Genomic DNA, 20,576 nt, shown 5'->3' with positions numbered 1-20,576 from the left:
GGAGGATTTATGTCGAATTATTTTAAAGAAGCTCTAAAATACAAAGATGAGCTGATTGAAAAAAGAAGAGCCCTTCACCAAATTCCGGAAGTTGGACTGGATTTGCCGAAAACAAAGGCATATGTAAAGGGTGAACTCGAAGCACTTGGCCTTGAAGTAAAAGAATATGGTTCTTCCGGTTTATCTACCATTATTCAAGGTGAAAAAGGCGAAGGCAAATGCATGATGATTAGGGCGGACATGGATGCCCTTCCAATGAATGAAGATAATGGCTTGCCCTTTGCTTCAACCGGAAATACTGCCCACACTTGCGGACACGATCTCCATTCTGCTATTGGCCTAACTGCTGCAAAAGTTCTATTAAAAGAAAAGGCAAATTTCAAGGGTACAGTGAAATTTATGTTCCAACCTGCTGAAGAAATTTTTGCAGGATCTAAAATGATGATTGAAAATGGAATATTAGAAAATCCTAAAGTGGATCGGGCTCTTGCACTTCACACAGCTCTCGACAGAGAAACAGGTTCAATTTGTTACAATGAAGGCTATCTTGCTACAAGCTCGGATAACTTTAAAATTACAATTAAAGGGAAAGGCGGCCACGGCGCATATCCGCACACGACCATTGACCCGATCAATGTGGCTGTCAATATTTACACAAATTTCTTAGAGCTAATCGCCCGGGAATGCCCGCCTCAAGAAACGAGCACATTGACCTTTGGGATGCTAAGTGCCGGTTCGAACTCAAATATCATTCCGGATCTTGCGGAAATGCAAGGAACCCTTCGTGCATACAATCCGGAAGTCAGAAACAAATTAAAAACAAGAATGCTGGAAATTCTTGAGGGATTAAAGATTTCGACAAAAGCTGAAATCGACATCGACTTTTTCACCGGCGTTCCAAGCCTTTATTCCGACCCGGAATTCACAAGAGAAATTGTGGGCTATATAAAAAACAGTGACTTTGACGGCGAACTCATTCCGGACTCACGAATCATGGCAAGCGAAGATATGGCTCTCGTGGCTGAAAAAGTTCCAACCGCCTATTTCAATATAGACTGCAAATTGCCGGGCAACAACTTTAGCCACCACAATCCCGGAGTGGATTTTGACGAAAATATGATGCCGATTGGGCTGGGGCTCATGCTTACAGCCGCTGTCAACTGGCTAAACAACAACTAGTTTGCATTAAAAAAGGCCCTTAGATTAGAAGCTAATGGTGGCCAACTCAAAAAATCGGACACATTAGTAGTACAAGGATGCCATCTATATTTTGTAGCCGGCATCCTTTTTTCTAAGGTCATTCTAATGAAAAATCCGATGCCGGATGGCATGAAATTGAAAGGGGCGATGGAATGATTCGAAAGGCGGTTGATTCCGATCTCGATGCTGTGGCGGCTATTTACAATGAAATCCTCCAATTGCAAGAGGACGGGGCGATCACGGTAGGGTGGATTCGTGACGTGTACCCGACGAGATCGACGGCAGAAGACGCGCTGCGTCGAGAAGATTTGTTTGTTATGGAAAAGGATGGTGTGATTCTGGGCTCCGCCATCATCAATCAGCTTCAGGTGGATGTCTATGCAAAGGCCAAATGGCGGCATGCAGTAGATGCCGAAAAGGTATGTGTGCTGCACACGCTGACCATTTCTCCGCAAGCGGGCGGGCAGGGACTCGGAAAGCAGTTTGTCGATTTCTATGAAAGCTATGCATTGGATCACGGATGTTATGCGCTTCGCATGGACACAAATGAACGAAATCTTGTGGCGCGGAAGATGTACGAGAAGCTGAATTATGAAGAAGTAGGTATCGTACCCACTGTGTTTAACGGCATTCCCGATGTCAATCTGGTTCTTCTGGAGAAATACTTGGGCGATACAGAGAAGTAAGTTTAGTCGTAAAAAGGATAAGCTGTTTAAGGAGACGAAATGAACAAAAAGAATTTATGGCTGCTATTAACGATTCTCGCATTTATTACACTCATAGCTTCGATATTTATGTCATATAAAACCGGAAGAACGGAGTACGCATGGATCATTGGCTCCATGCTTTTCGGTATAGGATGCGGCGATCGGTATAACAAGTTGAAAAAGATGTAAAAGCATAAGGATTTCAGAATCGATTTTTGGAAAATCGATGGCGGAATCTATGGCCCTTCTGGAATTATAGGATCTGCCGTCGTTTGTATCTCTAATATATGTTTCATAAAAACAGTCAAAAGTTGCATCACATTTTAATTTTACCGGCAATTAAGATATAATTAATAAAATACCCATGGGAAATAAATTAGCGATTGCTGAAAGAGATATTAAAATAGTCATTAATTAGGATGGGAGAGGGCAGAGGATGGATTTATTAGTCGTTGCGGTCAGAATAATTTTCGCAGCTTTATTAGGGGCGATTATCGGCATTGAGAGGGAAACGAAACACAAGGCGGCCGGCTTCAGAACCCATATTATCGTCAGCGTCGGCGCATGTTTAATTATGCTCACAGGCATCGACGGCGTGGGCAAACTTTCCGGCAGCGAGGGATGGGACGCGCTAAGGATTCCCGCCCAAGTGGTCAGCGGAATCGGCTTCTTAGGTGCGGGCACCATACTCCAAACGAAAGACGGGGTATCCGGTCTTACCACGGCCGCCACTTTATGGCTATCTGCGGCCATCGGGCTTGCATCAGGCGTCGGATATTATGAAGGAGCAATTATTGCAACGGTTATTTGCCTGATCACCTTGGTATCGCTCATGGGAGTCAGTGATTTTATTAATAAGAGGGTGACGAAGTCTTATCTCATGGTCTTCGATACGGATAGCTTTGATGAGGATGGTTTTCTGGACTTTGCTTTGAGAGAGGGTGTGCAAGTAAGAAAATTAGATGTCATCGATGAGCACATAGAGAATGAATCGATTATTGAATCAACTCTCTCCTTTCATAAAAATGCAAAGGCCGGTATCTTTTTTAAGAAACTACAATCGGAGTACCATTTGATATCGGTAAAAGTGAGCAATAGAAGACACAAGTTGACGGAACTGGGTTTTTAGAATAGGGACAAATTTTCCGGACCCCTTGTCGAATGGAATCATAACAATGTTGACGGTGAAAGTGTTTCAGACATCGTAAGAAAAATCGTGGGAAGAAAGGACTTGTTTGTTTTTGACGGCAATCGGCTATGATCGATGGGGTGGAAGTTTTTACCATCCCGCGACAAAGATTGTGCCCGAATGAAAACCGGACGATGCCGAGAAAACAAGATAACAGACTATAAATGCGTTGAAATAATGGCTTTTGGGATTTCAAAAGAAGTCCCGGAAGCTATTTTTTTGTTAATTAGCCTTTAGGAGACATGGTTTAAAGATGCAATAAAAAGAATCGATCGAAGGAAGAAATGCTGAAGGGTTTTTTAGAAAATATGATGTGAAATACAAGTAAGCCGTAGCCAATATTTTTATAGATTTCAGCAAATTCAGGTGGTACAATTAAGCTGATAATAGATATCACACAAGCGAAAGAAGGTGTTTATTGTGACATTATACGAGAGTATCTTGATCGGTCTTTTGGGTTCGTTTCTCACGTTTTTGGGAGATATGACTTTATATTATGATTCCAATGATTACGACGGCAAGGACACCATGAGCAGCATTACCGGCATAATGAAAAAGGTCGGCATCAAAAGATTATATATTGGCGGTCTTTTAGGTCCCATAGGCGCCTTTATCTATTGCATTGGCTTTTATCATATTGTTTTGGCCATGCAGGAAAAGTATTTAAGCATCGGTTGGTTTGTATTTTTAATCAATTGCTTCGGCATGATATTGGGAGGCGCTTATCACATTCAATGTGCCTACCTAGGTCTTTTATCAAGACACGAAGACAAAGGAGCCTTTGATGAATTTTTAAAATTTTTAAAACTCCAAGCAAAAATTGTTTTTGGAGTGATGGCTTTAGCAAACATAGCAATGGCGTGGATCATTTTATTTGGATTCACCGTATTTCCAAGCCGGCAAGCCTTCTTTACACCGATATTTCTTATAATTTTCACGCCAATTGCCGGGCGATTGCCGAAGGGCCTACATATGATAGTTCGCGGAGGTTGGCTCAACATCATCTATTTTATTTACTACCTATCCTTATTGATACACTGCACGAATATGAATTTATAAGCTATAAAGCCGGGAATTAAAATGATTAATAGGAGATATAGAGGAATTTTATGAAACAATCACATTTTTCTGAGGACAAGAAAATAAAACCCGACTACAAAAACTGGATTCCTAAAAGATTATTGAAGGCGAAGATTGGCGAAACTCTGGTTTGCCTTATTTTGTTCATCTTATTTGGTGCAAGTGATGCAATTCTTCAAGGAAGGCCAAGGATCATCTGCGGACTTGTCTTGGGGATAGGATGCCTAATACTCCTATTAACGACTGTCTGGCTTACCATTTTATATAGGAGCTTTGATTACAAGGGCAAAAGAAAGCTCGCGAAAGTCATAATCGAAGGGACTGCCGACTATGTAAAGATCCCGGATGGTGGCGTCGGCTTAGATGTGGGCTGCGGCAGTGGAGCTCTGACCATAGCCTGTGCCAAGAAAAACCCGGGGGCGATGATGGTAGGCTGTGACATATGGAGCGGGGGATACAAGAGTGAATTTTCAGAGACGCTTTGCCGGGACAATGCCGGGGCTGAGGGAGTGGGAAATGTGCGCTTTGAAAGTGGCAATGCAGTGAAGCTTCCCTTTGCAGATGAAAGTTTTGATGCAGTCACAAGCAACTATGTTTATCACAATATTTTTGGGAAAAATAAACAAAAACTTTTACTGGAAACATTTCGTGTACTTAAAAAAGGGGGCGTTTTTGTTATTCACGATTTGATGAATAAGCCAAGATATGGAGATATGAATAAATTTATCGAAAAGCTGGAAAAAGACGGCTATGAAGATGTGCAATTCATTGATACGACAAAGGGTCTTTTTATGAGTCGCAAAGAAGCTATGTTGCTGGGACTTTCCGGCTCGACACTTCTCATTGGAAGAAAATAATAAAATACATACAAATCAGCATAAAAACGGATGGGGTATGCGAGATGAAATATAAAGGTATTTATTTCTTATTATTTAAGAGTCCGATGAAGAAAGTTCTTATAGAAAAGTATGATAAAGCGTATGCGTCAGAAATTATCAGAAAGAGCAAAAAGGTGTATCGGGAACTTGTAGAAAATATGGACGATATCGGCGAGGATAATCCCATGGCCTACAATGAGATGTTTGCCCTCGTTTTTGTCGCCCCCTACTTAGCAAGCGAGAAAAAGATTCCGCCTGAAATCGTGCAGGAGATGATGCGTCGGTCCCTTTATTTTGTAGGCCCGTATTTTTCCCTGATCGACCTCAATACGAAGTGGGGAAAAGCGGCCAACAAGAAAAACATCCTGAAGTATGTCAAATGGTATACGCCGGAAAGAGAAAAGCGCTACCCCACGTCGTTCAAAGTGGATTTTGTGGGCGAACCCTATGAGGGCGCCTGTTACTACAGAATCACCCGTTGCCCGATTTGTGCCTACACCGAGAAGCTCGGGGTTGCTGAATTAATGCCCCTGTTTTGCGAGCTGGATGAGGTGATGATCAGCCTTCAACATGGCGTGCTTCACCGAAAAGACACCATAGCAAATGGCGCGGATTGTTGCGATTATTTTATTACAGGGGACAGAGAATAAATCGCAGGGCCAAGTAGCATTGGGGAAATGATCTTCAAGGAGGGGAAAATGAGTTTAACTTATAAGATGGCAGCGACGATCGTGAGATTTCTCGGGGTCAAAAAAATATTTTTGAAGAACAAAGAAGACATACTTGCCTATGCAAGGAAAGAAAATGCGAAACCGGTCTTTGATTTCGAGAAGGCCTTGAAGCGGGCCCAGAGAAAAAATTATTATCTCTTCGACAGAGAGGTCATGGGATACAGGCTGCTTTCTTATCAAAAGAATCAAAGCCCCGCCGACGGGGCGGTCCTTTATCTCTTCGGCGGCGGCATGATCACGCAACCGAACCAATTAGATTTTCCTTTGGCGGAAAGAATCATGGAAGAAACGGATAAAGATGTTTGGTTTTTGTTCTATCCCCTCTGTTCGGAGGATGTAAAGGTGGATAAGACTTATGAAGTGTCCTTCGAAACCTATCGGCTGATGACAGAAACCTATAAGGCAGAAAACATCGGCGTCCTTGGATTTTCCTCCGGTGCCTGTCTTTCCCTTGGGATCTTTCTACATAATAATGCCTTGGGCAGACCCCTTCCCATGCCGGGGAAAATCATTTCGGTTTCTCCCGGCGGCATTCCCGATGTCACCCTCCATGAGAACAGAGAGATATGGGAAAAGTTACATGGGCTGAAGCATAAAGACATTATGATTGAACCCACCTATATAAAAACGGCAAGAGAAATCCTCAGAGGCGATGAGGATTTGCCTGAATATATGTTGGACGGAACGGTAGGGGATTTTACCGATTTCCCGGAGACTTTCCTTTATTTCGGGGGAAATGAATGCCTTTACGCCTTTGCAGGGGAATTTAAAAAAGCCATGGAAACATACCGGGTGCCTTACGAAATCATCGTCGGAAAGGGCATGTGCCACTGCTATCCCATGGCACGTTTTTTCAGAGAAGGCAGAGAAGCACAGGATGAAATCATCGAACGGCTAAAGTAATTGCCGGGCAGGGACGACGCGTACCTCACCTTAGATGACTATATCAATATCTATATCGATGACTGTGTCGAACACATGAGAAAAGAAAGCGGAGCAAGCAAGATCAACATCTTAGGTGTCTGCCAAGGGGGAACCTTCAGCCTGATGTATACGGCCCTTCATCCGGAAAATTGTTAAAAACCTGGTCACCATGGTTACGCCGGTGGATTTTCCACCGACGACGGCCTGCTATTCAAGTGGGGAAAATTCCTGAATGCAGATAAGATGGTGGAAGCCTACGGCGTCGTTCCCGGCGAATTTATGAACACCGGATTCTTGACCTTTAAACCCATTTCCCTCATGGTCAATAAATACGTCGACCTGATCAACGACCCGGATGAACCGGACAGTATGTCGAACTTTATGACCATTTTTGTTTTTCTAAAAGCCATTGCTCACCGGATTTTAGAATATAAGAATTTCCTATTCACATAAAATGTTGGTAAAACAACATACTTAGACGCCTTTTGCGATTATAATAAAGAAAAAGAGAAATGAGAGGAGTTATCGACATGGCAAAGAAACTTGATTTGAATAAAACGGTCTTCGAGCTGACACAGGAGTATCCGGAGCTTGTGGATATTATGGCGGGTCTGGGTTTTACCGAAATTACGAAAAAGCCCATGCTGTATTCCGTGGGGAAAATGATGACCATCCCGAAGGGTGCGAAGATGAAGAACATCGCCATGACGGATGTGATGACCGCGCTGATGAGCCATGGGTTTGAGCCGGTGGGCGATATGCCGGATATGGCTTCGGTTTCGAATGCACAAGGGCAGAAAGAAGAATCAAGCCATTCTTCTTCTGAACGCAGGGAACAATTGAAGGCTTATCTGAAACGTCTCGGCGACGGTGAAGCGCTGGAAGATGTCAGGGCGGATTTCGTCCGCGATTTCGGAGAAGTGGAGGCCTCAGAAATTATGGAAGCGGAGCAGGAGCTTTTGAAGGAAGGCACGCCCCTCGGCGAGGTTCAGCGTCTGTGCGACGTTCACTCGGCGCTGTTTCACGGATCCACCACGGAAGAGAAGATCGCCAATGCCGAAAAGGAAGTGGAGGCCTCGGTCTTGAGGAAAAAAGCGCAGCAGGCAAAGCAAGATAAAAATGCCAAGGCCGCGGCGCTGGAAGAAATCCCGGGCCATCCCCTTTCCACCTTTAAGAAAGAAAACGAGGCATTGTCGGCGCTGCTCGCCAAATTTAAAGAGAGCAGAGATGAATCGCTCCTTCCTCAAATTCGCGAGCTTTCGATTCATTATGCCAAGAAGGGCGATCTTCTCTATCCCTTGCTCAAGGTTCACTACGGAATCTCCGGTCCTTCCGATGTCATGTGGACGGTAGACGATGAAATTCGGGATACCCTCTCTTCCCTTGCGAAGAAGAAAGAACGCGGCAGCGAATGGAATAGCGAGCTCGATGCAGTGCTTACCCGTGCGGAGGAGATGATTTTCAAAGAACAGAATATTCTCTTTCCCATTTGCGCGGTTAATTTTACGGAAGAGGAATGGCAAGGCATCTATCGTGATTCCAAAGATTATGCCACCTGCTTCGGCGTCGAAGGGGATTCTTGGGAAGCTGCGGAAAAGGCGAGGTTGACGGCGGCTGAAGCCGCGGAAGGGGAGATCGTCATGCCCGGCGGCCGTCTTACCATAGATCAGCTGACCGCCCTTTTGAACACGATCCCCATGGAGATCACCTTTGTCGATGCAGACGATATCAATCGCTTCTTCGACGAAGGGCCGAAGGTATTTAAACGCCCCCTCATGGCGCTGAACCGCGAGGTGTTTTCTTGCCATCCGCCGAAGATCGAACCCATGGTGCGTCATATTATCGACGATTTTAGACAGGGCCGTCGCGATTTCGTGGAGGTATGGATGGAAAAAGGCGGGCGCACCATGCTGGTGAAGTACATGGCCGTGCGGGACAGGGACGGCAAATATCTCGGCACCCTGGAGTTGGTACAGGACATGGAATTTGCGAAGGAACATTTTCTCGGGAAGCAAGCTTAAATTTGCGCAACAAAAAAGATTCTCCGGCTACGGCAAGAGAATCTTTTTTTGTGGAATAGTTGCTGCCTGTCTAAGAAAAGGAGATGCCATCCGTTTCCGCGGGCGCCCCATTAATCTTTTCTCATCGCCATTTATTCATCCCGTGCGGTTTCGTTCAAGATAAATTCATTTTTCCGAAACGTAATGAGCCCTTCCTCCTGCATCTTCGAAAGCTCATTGGACATGGCGCTGCGATTCACGGCGAGGTAGTCGGCCAGCTGCTGGCGGTTAAAGGGAATGGTGAATTGCGCGCTTCCCCGTTCCAAGGCCTGCTCGGACAAGTAAGACAGGAGCCTTTCCCGCAGAGACTTGGAAGCGGTATGCATCATGCGGGAAGACATATTTAAATTTTTTTGAGCGGAAATGCGAAGCATATTCTGAATGATGCGGTTGTGATAGGCGCATCCCATTCGGCAGGTCGTCATCACACTCTGCATTTTAAGAAAGAGGACCTGGGTATCCTCGCAGGCGACCACGTCGCAAGCCAGCTCTTTTCCTGGAACGGCCGCGTAATTTTCCGCAAAGACCTCGCCCTTGCCCATATGGCCGAAAATAATACTGTTGCCCCAATAGAGATTCACCACGATATTGACGCTGCCGGAAAGCACAAGCCCGAATTCGTCGATAGGGGATCCGGCTCGGAAGATAGTGTCGCCCTTTTGGAAACTGCACTCATGTGCCCCCAGGCAGAGGAGGAGCTCCTCTACTTCACTTTCGCTGATGCCGCGAAAAAGCTGCGTGTTCGCAAGAAAAAAAGTATTCATAAAACCTCCGGTTGGTTGTCGTAACAACATACACGTTGTTACGATTGTACTATAATACAAGTAGAAAATCGAGGGAGGAGGAAAAATCATGAACGACATGGAGGTCAATGAAAAGAAAACCCCCGGCAAAGTCTTTTCCATCGGGGAGGAGAATCCGCCGATTCCGGGGTGCACCGTTTCGAAAGCCTTCGGCGGAGATAGCGGGATCACGTATTTTTCCCTGGCCGAGAACACCGACATCAGCGCGGAAATCTATCCCTACCATAAATTAATGATCGTGGCGGAGGGAAGTGTGGAGGTTTACGGAAACGACGGCTTTTCGCAAAAGCTGTGCGCCGGAGAATGCATCTTCACGTGGACCGACGTCCCCGTGGGCATGCGAACGGAAGAAGGCAGTGTGTATACGGAAGTGTGTATAGAAAAGGAGAGCAGGATGAACGAAATCATTAAAGCAGGAGAAATTTTTAAGCTGGAAGACCTGGTTCCCTATGGGGAAGGCAAGATCGTCAACATGGACGTAGTGCATAATGACAAGATGAAGCTTGTGGTCATGGCTTTCGACGAAGGCACGGGCCTTTCGGAACACGCAGCCCCCGGCGAGGCGATTATCTTTGCGCTGGACGGCGAGGCGGTGATCGGATACGAGGGGCAAGATCATGCCATTCGCGCCGGCGAAAACTTTCACTTCGCGAAGGGCGGTCTTCATTCGGTAAAGGCGACGAAGAAGTTTAAGATGGCGCTTCTTCTGACCTTGGAATAAAAAGAAAGGGGAGATGAAAAATTATGAAAAAACAAATCAAGAACAATGTATATTGGGTCGGAAAAATTGACTGGGAACTTCAGGAATTTCACGGAACAGAATACTCCGTGCACAATGGATCCAGCCAAAATGCTTATTTGATCAAAGAAGAAAAGACGGTATTAATTGACACTGTATGGACTCCCCATAAAGAAGAGTTTGTAAAGAATCTTAAGAGTGAAATCGAGTTGAAGGAAATTGACTATATCGTTATTAACCATGGAGAACCCGATCATTCAGGGTCTTTATTAGAAATTATGGAGGAAATTCCAAATACTCCGATTTTCTGTACAGCCAATGGTAAAAAATCGCTCATTGGGCAATATCATCACCCGGAATGGGACTATAGGGTTGTAAAAACCGGGGATTCTGTGGATATAGGAAACGGAAAGCAATTAGTGTTTGTAGAAATGAGAATGCTTCACTGGCCGGATTCAATGGCAACTTATTTGACCGGAGACAATATCTTATTTTCCAATGATGCCTTCGGTCAGCACTATGCCCTAAGTGAACTCTTCAACGACAAGGCAGACCCGACGATTCTATGGAATGAAGCGATGAAGTACTATGCGAACATTTTAAATCCTTTTTCGTCTTTTGCTAAAAAGAAGATTGAGGAGATTGTAGCTATGAACCTGCCTATAGACATTATCGCAACAAGTCATGGTAGTATTTGGAGAGAGAATACCCTTGAAATAGTAGAAAAATATGCTGAATGGGCAGATGCTTATAAGGAAGATCAAGTCACAATTATCTACGACTCAATGTGGGGAGCAACCAAAAAAATTGCCCACAAAATTGCAGATGATATAAGAGAACTCTCCCCGTCCACCAGGACAAAGGTTCTGTCTGTGGCAGAAATGGACAGAAATGACATAATGACTGAAGTTTTTAAATCGAAGGCCATCGCTGTAGGCTCTCCCACAGTCGGACGATCTGCAATTACCACGATTTCGGGCTGGTTACACTTCCTTCAAGAACTTAAATTTAAAGACAAAGTAGCAGGAGTTTTCGGTTCCTACGGATGGTCGGGAGAAGGGAACAAAGTTTTACGAGAAGAACTCGAAAAGGCAGGTTTTGAACTTATAGACGAAGAATTAAAGGCTTCTTGGATGCCGGACGATGAGTTTTTAAAAGGAACTGAAAAGTTTGCTAAGTCTTTACTGGATGCTTCGACTTTTGAAAAGAAAAATTAATAAGAGCGAATGTGCTAATTTTTCAATAAAAGTTGTAATGTCCAATTGACAGGAAGATCTTATTTTTGCAAGTGGTGCAAGTTGGAGACGGCATCATCACATTGGCGGGCACCCCTATGGGCATGCGGACGACAGAAGGCAGTGTGTATACGGAAGTGTGTATAGAAAAGGAGAGCAGGATGAACGAAATCATTAAAGCAGGAGAAATTTTTAAGCTGGAAGACCTGGTTCCCTATGGGGAAGGCAAGATCGTCAACATGGACGTGGCGCATAATGACAAAATGAAGCTTGTGGTCATGGCTTTCGACGAAGGCACGAGCCTTTCGGAACACGCCGCCCCCGGCGAAGCGATTATCTTTGCGCTGGACGGCGAGGCGGTGATCGGCTACGAAGGGACAGATCATGCCATTCGCGCCGGCGAAAACTTTCACTTCGCGAAGGGCGGTCTGCACTCGGTAAAAGCGACGAAGAAATTTAAAATGGCCCTTCTTTTGACCTTGGAATAAAAGCATAGGCATCGTCTTGCTCCCTTGCAATGAATTTATTGCCCCGGGCAGGCTCCACGAATTAAATATCAAGGCCTACCTCGCAACCGAATCGAAGATGTGATCCTTGTCGACGGGTCAAAAGAAAATACAAAGCGCTCCGGATTAGAATGATGCTCTGGCCGGAGCGTTTTGTTTTTTAGAAGGAAAAAAGTTTACGAAGCAAGCAGTTTAATCGGCGCCGGATTCGGCTGTTTCCGGGAATTGTGCGCTGTTAATAATGGCCGTCACCATGTCGATGATCATTTGCTTGTTTTTCACATCGGCCTTGTCGGCGTCGTTGTCGCTGTCGATATAAGTCATCATATCGAGGATGAGGCGCTTTTCCGCCTTGTCCTTGACAAGCTCGATCACCACTTCGTCTCTGAAGTCTTCATCGTTGAAACGAATGGCCGCAGGATAGCCCGCGATTTCCATTTCCTCGAAGCCCTTTTCCACCTCGGGATCTTCGTTATTGGAGAAATGGCGATCGAAATAGGCCTTGTCGTCGTAGGCTTCGGGATCATACAACTCATCCCGAGCCAACTCGATGCGATAGACGACTCCCGGGTTGGCAGGGTCTTCGTATTGGAATTTCACCGAGGCTTTGTCATTGCCCAAGTATTCTTCGGCCTTGATGACGCCGCCTTCAAAAGGAATTTCAAAGGGCCATTTGAGGCGATGGCTGCCGGTGTAAGCTGCATCGGAAAAGTCGGGCTTGCCCTTATAATTGCTGTCGTACTTAAAGCTGTTCAGAATCGTCTTTTCAATTTTGTCATAGAGCTCCAGATCAGGCTCTTGGCCTTCTTCCAGGTTGCCGTTAGGAAGGATGGTGAAGTCAACCGTGCGGTAGCCGTTTAAATACTCGTCCAGGCAAGTGGAGTATGAGATATGATAGTTGTCGTTCGTGGTCTTCACCCATTTCATACCCGATTCGGATTCCACCACGCTCTGGCTGTCGTCCACGGGCTCTTTCCCGTCGACGACAATCTTTTGATATGACGTTTCTCCTGCGGATACCTCCACCTGAACACACCAACTATTTGTGGCGTCGAAATTCTCGCCTTCGGGATTGTAGGTGAAATCTTCCGATGTCCCTCCGAATTGATGATCTAACACATACCAATCCTCTTCGTTGCCGGGCAAGTTAAAGGATATTTCCGTGCCGATGCGGTCGTTTCTGATTTTGAATTCAGTGACCGGATCCTCTTCAGCGCCTCCACAGGCGGTGAGGGGAAGGAGCAGTGCGGCGGCCAAAATCATTGGCACAGCTTTTTTAAAAAATGGTAACCCGTCTTCATGTGTCATCCTCCCTTCAAGGATCACTCTCTTTCCATAAACTGACAGGGGTGACTTTTGAGTTTGACCCCATTATATCGGCAAGAGACTTTTTCCACATCATACGAAAGTGTGAGGTGGAAAAAATTTGTTTGCAGAAACGAAAAAATGAAGCCTTTGTATGTTTGAATAGGCTTTTCTTCCAAAGCATGTGTTGCAAAAAGCGACACAAGATTTTATAATCATCTTAAAGGGGGCGAACTCTATGGCAATGACAAAAACTGCGAATGTGAATGTGAGAATACAAGAAGATATTAAACAACAGGCCGAATCGATTCTGGAGACCATCGGCATTTCAAGAGCCACGGCCATCGATCTGTTTTATCGCCAAATCATTTTGAATCAGGGGATTCCATTTACTCTTACCATACCGAAATCTTTACCGGATCGTGACACCATGGACGAAAAGACCTTTAACGGCATAATGGCAAGGGGCTATGATCAGGCCATTCGAGGAGATACGTATCCCGTAGAGGATGTTTTTGAGGAGCTCGAGAAAGGCCTCTAATGGATCGTTATAAAATAAAAATCACGAGACAGGCGAAAGAACATTTGATGCATATCCGAGAATATGTCGCCACAGAATTAAGCGAGCCGGCGTCGGCGAAGAGGGTGCCGTATCGTCATGTAGAGCCGTATTATATTTCTACACCGGGTATCGCGTGTTGAAAAACGACGGTAGCTACTATACCACCGGTGAATTTTCAATCTTCCCCTTTAATTTTTTGTAGGAATAGAATTTGTTTAAGCACTTACAATTGTAGGTGCTTTTTTTATCTTCATTCAACAAAATGGAAAAGTTGTTCATGGACGTACACGAGAAAAATAGTAAGCATAAAAAATGGAAAGTAAACTTGACATGGTTGCAGGATTACATTACAATAGATGTAAAGCTAGCTTGTCATCCGTGGAGGTGATGTCATCTGAAGAACAGACTTGAAGAGATAAGAAAGGAATACGGAATCACGCAAGTGGAACTCGCCGATATTCTCGAAGTATCCAGGCAGACCATCGGTTCTTTAGAAAACGGAAGATACAATCCTTCCATTCTTTTGGCCTTTAAAATTGCAACGTATTTCAATTTGACCATTGAAGAAATTTTTATCTATGAAGAGGGGGAGGAAGATGGAAAGTAACGGCACGGTTATAAAGAATTTAGCTTTTGCATGTTTGGGACTCGGATTGATCGTCCTCGGTTTTTTCAGTCACACGGTCGTGACGAGCACCGAACGAGGGATCATCGCCATCCCCTATCTATTGATCGGCCTCGGTTGCGGGATTTTCGGTCATTATACGGGAAATATCATCAGCTATTTCTCCACAAAAAATAACGAGGAGTTAAAGAGACAAATCGAGATCGAAAAAAATGACGAAAGAAATAGATTGATCGCAGAAAAGTCCAAGTCGAAAGCTTACGATCTCATGATTTATCTGTTTGCCGCCATGCTCATAATGTTTTCGTTAATGGGCGTCGATAAATTTCAGATTGTCATCGTCGTGGCCATCTATTTGTCCATACAAATTTACGCCTTGTATTGGCGCTCGAAATTCGAAAGCACGATGTAAACGGGGAGGAAAAGAAAATGAACAAGAAAATGGTATTAGGGGCTATGGTAGTTGCAGCCATCGGGCTGGGAATTTACGGTTATAAGGTCTTGCCGGAAATGGTGACCGTGCAAGTCGATCTATCGGGCAATCCTTCCAACACCTATCCGAAAGTACTGGCCATCGCTTCCCAGTCCGTTCTGACTATCGGCGGAGGCATCGGATATTATTTTTCCAAGGAGAGACAAAAGAGTTTTTTGATTCTCGCCATCGTCGGGATTCTCGTCTCTGTCATTACCCTGGTGTATAACACTTGATTGTTTACTATTGACGAAAACAGTGAATCATCATAGATGCGCTGTTTTTATATTTTCAAGCGGCATCAATGTGGATATAAGAAAAAGAGATGTTTAAAGCGCGGTTCGAGCAGGAGCATCTGTCGAGGACTTTTGGGAAAAGCTCATGTTCCTTTATTTGTTCTCGGCGCGCTCACACTTTATGTTATGATAAAGGCAGTGAAGCAATCACCGAGCGGGGTCGAATGCATGGCGACGGGAATGAACATGAAGAAAAAAGAGAAATAAATGGAGCGTACCCCGACATGGCAGGTCTTTCCTTGCCCTGTCGGGTTTTTGATTCGTCAAAGAGATGGACGAGCGTTAGAGAATAAAAGAGTTGCGGAGGCAAATTTGTTAAGAGATAAGAAAAAAGCCATTTTACTAAGTATCCTTGCCATGCTCTTGTGGGGGAGCGCCATCCCCCTGATCAAATCCACTTTTGTGGAGCTTGGCATCGGCCAAGGGGATGCGGGATTAAAAATACTGGTGGCGGGGATCCGTTTTTTATTTGCCGGGTTCTTGACCCTCATCTATTTTAAAATAAGCGAAAAGGGGCGGCCGGTAGCCTTTAACAAAGTCAACTGGAAATTTGTCGTGATCCTGGCTCTGATTCAAACGTCCCTGCAATACATTTTTTACTACATCGGCCTCTCCCATGTGCCGGGGGTGCGGTCGTCCATTATTCAATCCACCAATGCCTTTCTCGTGGTGTTGATCTCGGCGATTCTGATCCCCAAGGAAAAGGTGAACCCCAACATCATCATCGCCCTCATTCTGGGCACCATGGGCATATTGATTTCCAAAGGCGCGGGGGAAAGTGCCGGGGGAGGCTTTCACGCCGCCGGGGAAGGCTTCGTGCTTATGGCCACCACCCTAAACGCCCTGGCCTCGGTGTTGATCCGAAAATACGGAAAGGGCGAAAACTCCTTTATCCTCACGGCCTTTCAATTTATTATCGGCGCGACGGTGCTCATCGTCCTCGGCCTTTGCGTCGCAGGCAGGCCCTTGGCCCTTACGGCAAAAGGCTGCCTTATGATTCTATACGGCTCCTTTATTTCGGCGACCTCCTTTTCTATCTGGACCTCGGTGCTGCAACACTACCATGCCAACGAATTCAGCGTGTATAAATTATTTATACCGATCTTCGGCTCCCTGCTCTCGGTGCTGGTACTGGGCGAGCCCTTTACCCTCAACATGGCCATCGGACTGGCCCTCGTGCTCCTCGGCTCCTTTATCTTAAACAGGAAAAAAATAAAATTAGGCTTGGGGCGATAAGATCGATTTAACAAAAAATAAACACTCTTATGACATGAATCGTGAATGGGAAAGATAGAATGGCGGCGAGAGGAGGAATGATATGCACGGTCTGTACAAGAAAAACGAATTGGCCTTTGCCCTGCTGTGGATCGCCGTCTATTGCGCGGTGACCATGACCCTTCGCGGGCAATTCGGCGACGAAAGCATCTACCTGCTCCTCGCCCTTGCCGCCATGGCTGCGGTAATCGGCCTGTGGGTGAAAAAATACGATTTACAGGGAAAATACGAGCTGAACACATGGCCGAAAGACGGTAAAAAATACCTCTACTTTCTCCCTATGTGTTTCTTGGCCACGGGCAATCTTTGGAACGGCATCGCTCCCGCCTACGGCGGCCTCGCCCAATGGTGGGCGTGCTTGTCCATGCTTCTCATCGGCTTTATCGAGGAAGTGATTTTCCGCGGCTTCCTCTTTAAAGCCCTGGTGCCGAGAGACGGCCTCTTGAAATCCATCGTCATCGTGGCCGTCACTTTCGGCATGGGCCACATCATCAACCTGCTTACGGGACAAGGCGGGCCGGAGACCGTGGCCCAGATCATCTTTGCCGTGGCATGGGGATTTATGTTCACCATCGTTTTTTATAAGAGCAAGAGCCTTTGGCCATGCATCCTGATCCACGGCTTCATCAACGCAAGCTCGAAATACGGCATAGAGACGACGAAAATTTTGTGGATCTACATCATCGCCACGGCGGTTATATCCGCGGCCTACTGCGCCTATCTGCTGAAGATAAAGGATGAAACAGAACTAAACGAGGATAGGGACTGAGAAAGCCGAGAAAAATTACGACAAACCACTTGCCTATAAAAACCTTCCATATAAGAGAGAGAACCGACGAGGAGACTCTCAAACACAGCCCTTGCGAGGGCTTTTTTGTTGCGACGAAGCAACAGGGCAGTAGATAAAGAATGAAATAGACGGTAGAATGGATGAAAGGATAAATTTCGGAGAGCAATGAGGCATCACCGCATACATTTAAGGACAAGACCGTACCGGGAAATTGCCAAATGCTTTGCCGGGACTGCAATATTAAAAAGACCAATGACTGATATCCCTTTGAAGGAGGGCATGTGATGACGACGACCATTGAAGTGAATAAGCAAAGTGTGGAGGCGCTTTTAGGGAGCGGGAAGTCGAAGCCCTTTGTCATTCCCGAATACCAGCGGCCCTATGCCTGGACGGATGAACAGGTGGAGACTCTTTTTGAAGATTTGTGGGAGTTTACCACGACCATCGGAGGCACTGAAAACGAAAGCTCTTATTTCCTCGGTAGCGTCGTTTCTTACGAGAATGAAGACGGCGAGCAGGAAATTATCGATGGGCAGCAGCGCATTACCTCGCTATTTTTATTGCTGCGCGCCATTTACACAAAGCTGACTCAGACGCCGGCATCGGAGCGAACGGCGGAGGCCAACAATTTTATAAGCAAGATTGAGCCGACCATCTGGCGTACCAACAAGCTTACCGGAACCGTGGACTACAAGGACATTCTTTTGACGTCGCGGGTGGTAAATAACGACGGCAATGAAATTTTGCGTTCGATTTTGGAAAGCGGGCAGGCGGACGAAGACGCAAAAGACAACTACTCGAAGAATTATCGCCTCTTCCAAGAGTTATTCGACAGGCATTCCACGGAGAATCCCTTGATGGTGTATCAGTTTATCTATGCTCTGTTGAATCAGGCCATTCTGTTGCCCATTACGGCGGATACCCAAGACACGGCATTGACTATTTTCTCTACTCTTAACGATCGGGGCCTGCCTTTGTCCGATGCGGATATTTTCAAGGCCAAGATTTATAATCGGCTGGATGCCGATGACAAGAAGGCTTTTATTGAACGCTGGAAGGATTTAGATGAAGAGGCCGCAGAGGCGAATGAGAGCATTCAGCAGTTGTTCTACTACAATATGTTTTACTACCGGGCTCTGGAAAAGGACACGAAGAGTACGACTCCCGGCTTGAGAAAATATTATGCCGCCAATAAATTTGAACGCTTGTACAAGCTCGAATTGATGGATACTTTGTTTGCCATTCTCGATTTGTGGGTGGTGGTGAATAAGGGCGAAGAGCTGGAGAATGAACCGTGGTCGAAGAATATTAAAATCAGGCAGCGGTTGGACACATTGACCTCTTATCCCAACGAGTTTTGGAAATATCCGGTGGTCATTTATTATATCTGCTATCGAAGTGAGGCCGATTTTGAAACGAAATTCGCCAAGTTTTTAAATAAGCTGTTGATGGAACTGATGACGAAGTATCTGACGACGCCGACGATCAATGCGGTGAAGCCGGATATCATGAAGTTGAATGCCGCTATCGTCGCATCGGATGTACCTGCCTTTGATTTCAAGGCGGTGGACATGGCTAATCTGGAAACTTATATTCACAGCCCGAACCGCAATGTGGTGCGTATGCTCTTAAAGACCTTGGCCTACGAGCATCAGGATGAATTGCTCCCGGCCAGGTGGGAGATCGAGCACATCCTCCCGAGGAAGTGGCAGACGAATTATTTCCCCGACGAGTCGGATGACACGATGAAGGAAAAAATCGAACAAATCGGAAACAAGCTGCCTTTCGAGAAGAAGCTGAATATCGTTGCGGGCAACGGCTATTTCGATAAGAAGAAGAAAGCCTATGCGGCATCGAAGATCGCCATTACAAATGCTATGGGCACCTGTGACGCTATGGATTGGGACCTGGATTCCATTATGAAGCGCAATATTCGCGTGTCCGACGAGGTGGTCAGGATCTTAAACCGATGGAACAGCGATTACTTAAACAGGCCCGCTGTCGAAGCGGTACAAGAGCCTTCAGCTGAGGATTTGGCCCGCATCGAAGAATTTAAGAAAAAGGGCTGGATTTGATAAGATCAAAACTAAGTAAGCCATGAAAAATGCATGAAAAAAGGCGATGGTGTTATCGCCTATTTTCATGCCTTATTTTATTTCGTCGCCTAAATGTTTCAGCTTGTCCACCTGTTCCTCCCGTCCCAAGACGATGAGGATGTCGCCGATTTCAAAGTGATAGTCGATGGGCGGGTTGAAGAGCATTTTTCCGTCTTCTTGCCGTTTAATGGCCAGGACGGTGAGCCCTGTTTTTTTCGGGATCTGTGCCTCGATGAGGTTTTTGTCTTCCAGATAGGAGCCCTTCTTGACGACGATTTCTTCCAGATCCAGTTCCACGTCGCCGATGCGGGTGACCACGTCGAGGAAATTAATGATGTTGGGCTTAATCATCAAAGAGGCCATGCGCTTGCCGCTGATTTCCACGGCGGACAGGGTTTTGTCGGCGCCCACCTTTAATAATTTGTCGTTGCCCGATTTGCTCACGGAATTGGCGATAATGTAAATATCCTTGTTCATGTTCCGCGCCGTGAGCACGGTAACGATATTGTCCACCTCGTTGTCCAGGGTCGCCAAAAGCCCCTTGGCCCGCGCGATGCCGGCGTGTTCCAACACGCTCTCTTCTGTGGAATGACCTTCCACGACTAAAATATCGTGGTGACTGTAGTCGTCCAAGTCTTCTCGCTTGTCGGTGATGACGATGAAATCCAATTCTTCGTGAATAAATTTATTGATGATGACCTCGGCCAATTCGCCGGAGCCGCAGATGATGTAATGATCATTGAGTGCGGAAATTTTTTTGTTCATTTTACTTCCCTTCCACAAATCTTCAACTTTCCCTTCGACGAACATGGCCACAACGGTGGAAAAGGCATAGCCCACAATGCCCACGCCTAAAAAAATCATGAGGACCGAAAACATTTCGGAGGCATTGCTTGTGGTGCCGATCTCGCCGAAGCCTACCGTGGAGATGGTGATCACGGTCATGTAAAAGGCGTCGATGAAATCCACATTCAGCAGAAATTTGTAGCCGATCATGCCGAAGATGAGCAAAAACGCAAAGGAGTAAAAGGTGAATTTGAGTTTTCTTTTTTCGTCCATAGGCCCCTCCTTATGGCTTCGATTATAATATAATTTGTCGGAAA

General features: G+C 45.7%; 24 protein-coding genes. 21 read left to right on the top strand and 3 right to left on the bottom strand.

Going from position 1 to position 20,576, the window contains the following annotated elements; all coding sequences use genetic code 11:
- Positions 1–9: 9 nt before the first annotated feature.
- The 10 genes from BN7444_RS02745 to BN7444_RS02705 all read left to right on the top strand — a co-directional run bounded on the left by BN7444_RS02745 (position 10) and on the right by BN7444_RS02705 (position 8,730).
- Positions 10–1,179 carry a M20 metallopeptidase family protein gene (locus tag BN7444_RS02745; protein ID WP_068455430.1) on the top strand — a complete coding sequence of 390 codons (1,170 nt, stop codon included), beginning with the start codon at positions 10–12 and terminating at the stop codon, positions 1,177–1,179.
- A gap of 173 nt (positions 1,180–1,352) precedes the next feature.
- Positions 1,353–1,886, top strand: a complete 534-nt coding sequence (locus BN7444_RS02740) for a GNAT family N-acetyltransferase (protein ID WP_068455428.1) — start codon at positions 1,353–1,355, stop codon at positions 1,884–1,886.
- A gap of 457 nt (positions 1,887–2,343) precedes the next feature.
- On the top strand, positions 2,344–3,036 hold the full coding sequence (locus BN7444_RS02735; protein ID WP_068455426.1) for an MgtC/SapB family protein: 693 nt from the start codon (positions 2,344–2,346) through the stop codon (positions 3,034–3,036).
- 480 nt (positions 3,037–3,516) lie between these two features.
- The gene (locus BN7444_RS02730) at positions 3,517–4,155 is read left to right on the top strand and encodes a DUF6796 family protein (protein WP_068455424.1); all 639 of its coding nucleotides are present in this window, start codon (positions 3,517–3,519) and stop codon (positions 4,153–4,155) included.
- Positions 4,156–4,205: 50 nt separating this feature from the next.
- Positions 4,206–5,033 carry a class I SAM-dependent methyltransferase gene (locus BN7444_RS02725; RefSeq protein ID WP_068455420.1) on the top strand — a complete coding sequence of 276 codons (828 nt, stop codon included), beginning with the start codon at positions 4,206–4,208 and terminating at the stop codon, positions 5,031–5,033.
- 44 nt (positions 5,034–5,077) lie between these two features.
- Positions 5,078–5,704: an L-2-amino-thiazoline-4-carboxylic acid hydrolase gene (locus BN7444_RS02720; RefSeq protein ID WP_068455416.1), complete on the top strand. Its 627-nt coding sequence runs from the start codon at positions 5,078–5,080 to the stop codon at positions 5,702–5,704.
- A 48-nt stretch (positions 5,705–5,752) separates the two neighbouring features.
- Positions 5,753–6,688: an alpha/beta hydrolase gene (locus tag BN7444_RS02715; RefSeq protein WP_068455413.1), complete on the top strand. Its 936-nt coding sequence runs from the start codon at positions 5,753–5,755 to the stop codon at positions 6,686–6,688.
- On the top strand, positions 6,689–6,865 hold the full coding sequence (locus BN7444_RS09485) for an alpha/beta fold hydrolase (RefSeq protein ID WP_245654182.1): 177 nt from the start codon (positions 6,689–6,691) through the stop codon (positions 6,863–6,865).
- A gap of 87 nt (positions 6,866–6,952) precedes the next feature.
- Positions 6,953–7,162 (top strand): hypothetical protein, encoded by a 210-nt coding sequence (locus BN7444_RS09480; RefSeq protein ID WP_245654181.1) that lies wholly within the window; start codon positions 6,953–6,955, stop codon positions 7,160–7,162.
- Between the two features lie 77 nt (positions 7,163–7,239).
- Positions 7,240–8,730 (top strand): DUF438 domain-containing protein, encoded by a 1,491-nt coding sequence (locus BN7444_RS02705; RefSeq protein ID WP_068455410.1) that lies wholly within the window; start codon positions 7,240–7,242, stop codon positions 8,728–8,730.
- A gap of 131 nt (positions 8,731–8,861) precedes the next feature.
- On the opposite strand, the gene BN7444_RS02700 is transcribed toward BN7444_RS02705, so the two are convergent.
- Positions 8,862–9,533, bottom strand: a complete 672-nt coding sequence (locus tag BN7444_RS02700; protein WP_068455407.1) for a Crp/Fnr family transcriptional regulator — start codon at positions 9,531–9,533, stop codon at positions 8,862–8,864.
- 88 nt (positions 9,534–9,621) lie between these two features.
- On the opposite strand from BN7444_RS02700, the gene BN7444_RS02695 reads away from it, so the two are divergent.
- The 3 genes from BN7444_RS02695 to BN7444_RS02685 all read left to right on the top strand — a co-directional run bounded on the left by BN7444_RS02695 (position 9,622) and on the right by BN7444_RS02685 (position 12,034).
- Positions 9,622–10,293, top strand: a complete 672-nt coding sequence (locus tag BN7444_RS02695; protein ID WP_245654180.1) for a cupin domain-containing protein — start codon at positions 9,622–9,624, stop codon at positions 10,291–10,293.
- A 23-nt stretch (positions 10,294–10,316) separates the two neighbouring features.
- A complete protein-coding gene (locus BN7444_RS02690; RefSeq protein ID WP_068455400.1) occupies positions 10,317–11,528 on the top strand; it encodes an oxygen-binding di-iron domain-containing protein in 1,212 nt (403 codons plus the stop codon).
- Positions 11,529–11,707: 179 nt separating this feature from the next.
- Entirely contained in the window at positions 11,708–12,034 is a 327-nt protein-coding gene (locus BN7444_RS02685; protein ID WP_245654179.1) for a cupin domain-containing protein, read from the top strand.
- 210 nt (positions 12,035–12,244) lie between these two features.
- On the opposite strand, the gene BN7444_RS02680 is transcribed toward BN7444_RS02685, so the two are convergent.
- Positions 12,245–13,360 (bottom strand): hypothetical protein, encoded by a 1,116-nt coding sequence (locus BN7444_RS02680; RefSeq protein WP_167627194.1) that lies wholly within the window; start codon positions 13,358–13,360, stop codon positions 12,245–12,247.
- A gap of 235 nt (positions 13,361–13,595) precedes the next feature.
- Between BN7444_RS02680 and BN7444_RS02675 the strand changes: the two genes are divergently transcribed.
- The 8 genes from BN7444_RS02675 (at position 13,596) to BN7444_RS02645 (ending at position 19,452) form a co-directional block, all read left to right on the top strand.
- Complete coding sequence (locus BN7444_RS02675) at positions 13,596–13,898, top strand: type II toxin-antitoxin system RelB/DinJ family antitoxin (RefSeq protein ID WP_068455394.1); 303 nt, start codon at positions 13,596–13,598, stop codon at positions 13,896–13,898.
- A gap of 415 nt (positions 13,899–14,313) precedes the next feature.
- A complete protein-coding gene (locus BN7444_RS02670) occupies positions 14,314–14,526 on the top strand; it encodes a helix-turn-helix transcriptional regulator (RefSeq protein ID WP_068455391.1) in 213 nt (70 codons plus the stop codon).
- Positions 14,516–14,956 (top strand): hypothetical protein, encoded by a 441-nt coding sequence (locus BN7444_RS02665; protein WP_068455388.1) that lies wholly within the window; start codon positions 14,516–14,518, stop codon positions 14,954–14,956. Before BN7444_RS02670 ends, BN7444_RS02665 begins: the two co-directional genes overlap by 11 nt.
- A 17-nt stretch (positions 14,957–14,973) precedes the next feature.
- Positions 14,974–15,252, top strand: a complete 279-nt coding sequence (locus BN7444_RS02660; protein ID WP_068455386.1) for a DUF1648 domain-containing protein — start codon at positions 14,974–14,976, stop codon at positions 15,250–15,252.
- Positions 15,253–15,624: 372 nt separating this feature from the next.
- Positions 15,625–16,548, top strand: a complete 924-nt coding sequence (locus tag BN7444_RS02655; RefSeq protein WP_068455384.1) for a DMT family transporter — start codon at positions 15,625–15,627, stop codon at positions 16,546–16,548.
- Between the two features lie 82 nt (positions 16,549–16,630).
- A complete protein-coding gene (locus BN7444_RS02650) occupies positions 16,631–17,356 on the top strand; it encodes a CPBP family intramembrane glutamic endopeptidase (protein WP_068455382.1) in 726 nt (241 codons plus the stop codon).
- Between the two features lie 173 nt (positions 17,357–17,529).
- Complete coding sequence (locus BN7444_RS09640; RefSeq protein WP_135122071.1) at positions 17,530–17,637, top strand: HNH endonuclease; 108 nt, start codon at positions 17,530–17,532, stop codon at positions 17,635–17,637.
- Between the two features lie 24 nt (positions 17,638–17,661).
- A complete protein-coding gene (locus BN7444_RS02645) occupies positions 17,662–19,452 on the top strand; it encodes a DUF262 domain-containing protein (RefSeq protein ID WP_068455380.1) in 1,791 nt (596 codons plus the stop codon).
- 72 nt (positions 19,453–19,524) lie between these two features.
- On the opposite strand, the gene BN7444_RS02640 is transcribed toward BN7444_RS02645, so the two are convergent.
- Positions 19,525–20,532 carry a potassium channel family protein gene (locus BN7444_RS02640; protein ID WP_068455378.1) on the bottom strand — a complete coding sequence of 336 codons (1,008 nt, stop codon included), beginning with the start codon at positions 20,530–20,532 and terminating at the stop codon, positions 19,525–19,527.
- Positions 20,533–20,576: the final 44 nt, after the last annotated feature.

The organism is Peptoniphilus pacaensis, from assembly GCF_900088125.1.
GTDB lineage: Bacteria > Bacillota > Clostridia > Tissierellales > Peptoniphilaceae > Aedoeadaptatus > Aedoeadaptatus pacaensis.
Note: the sequence above shows the minus strand (reverse complement) of the source record. Positions and strands in the feature narration are given on the sequence as shown.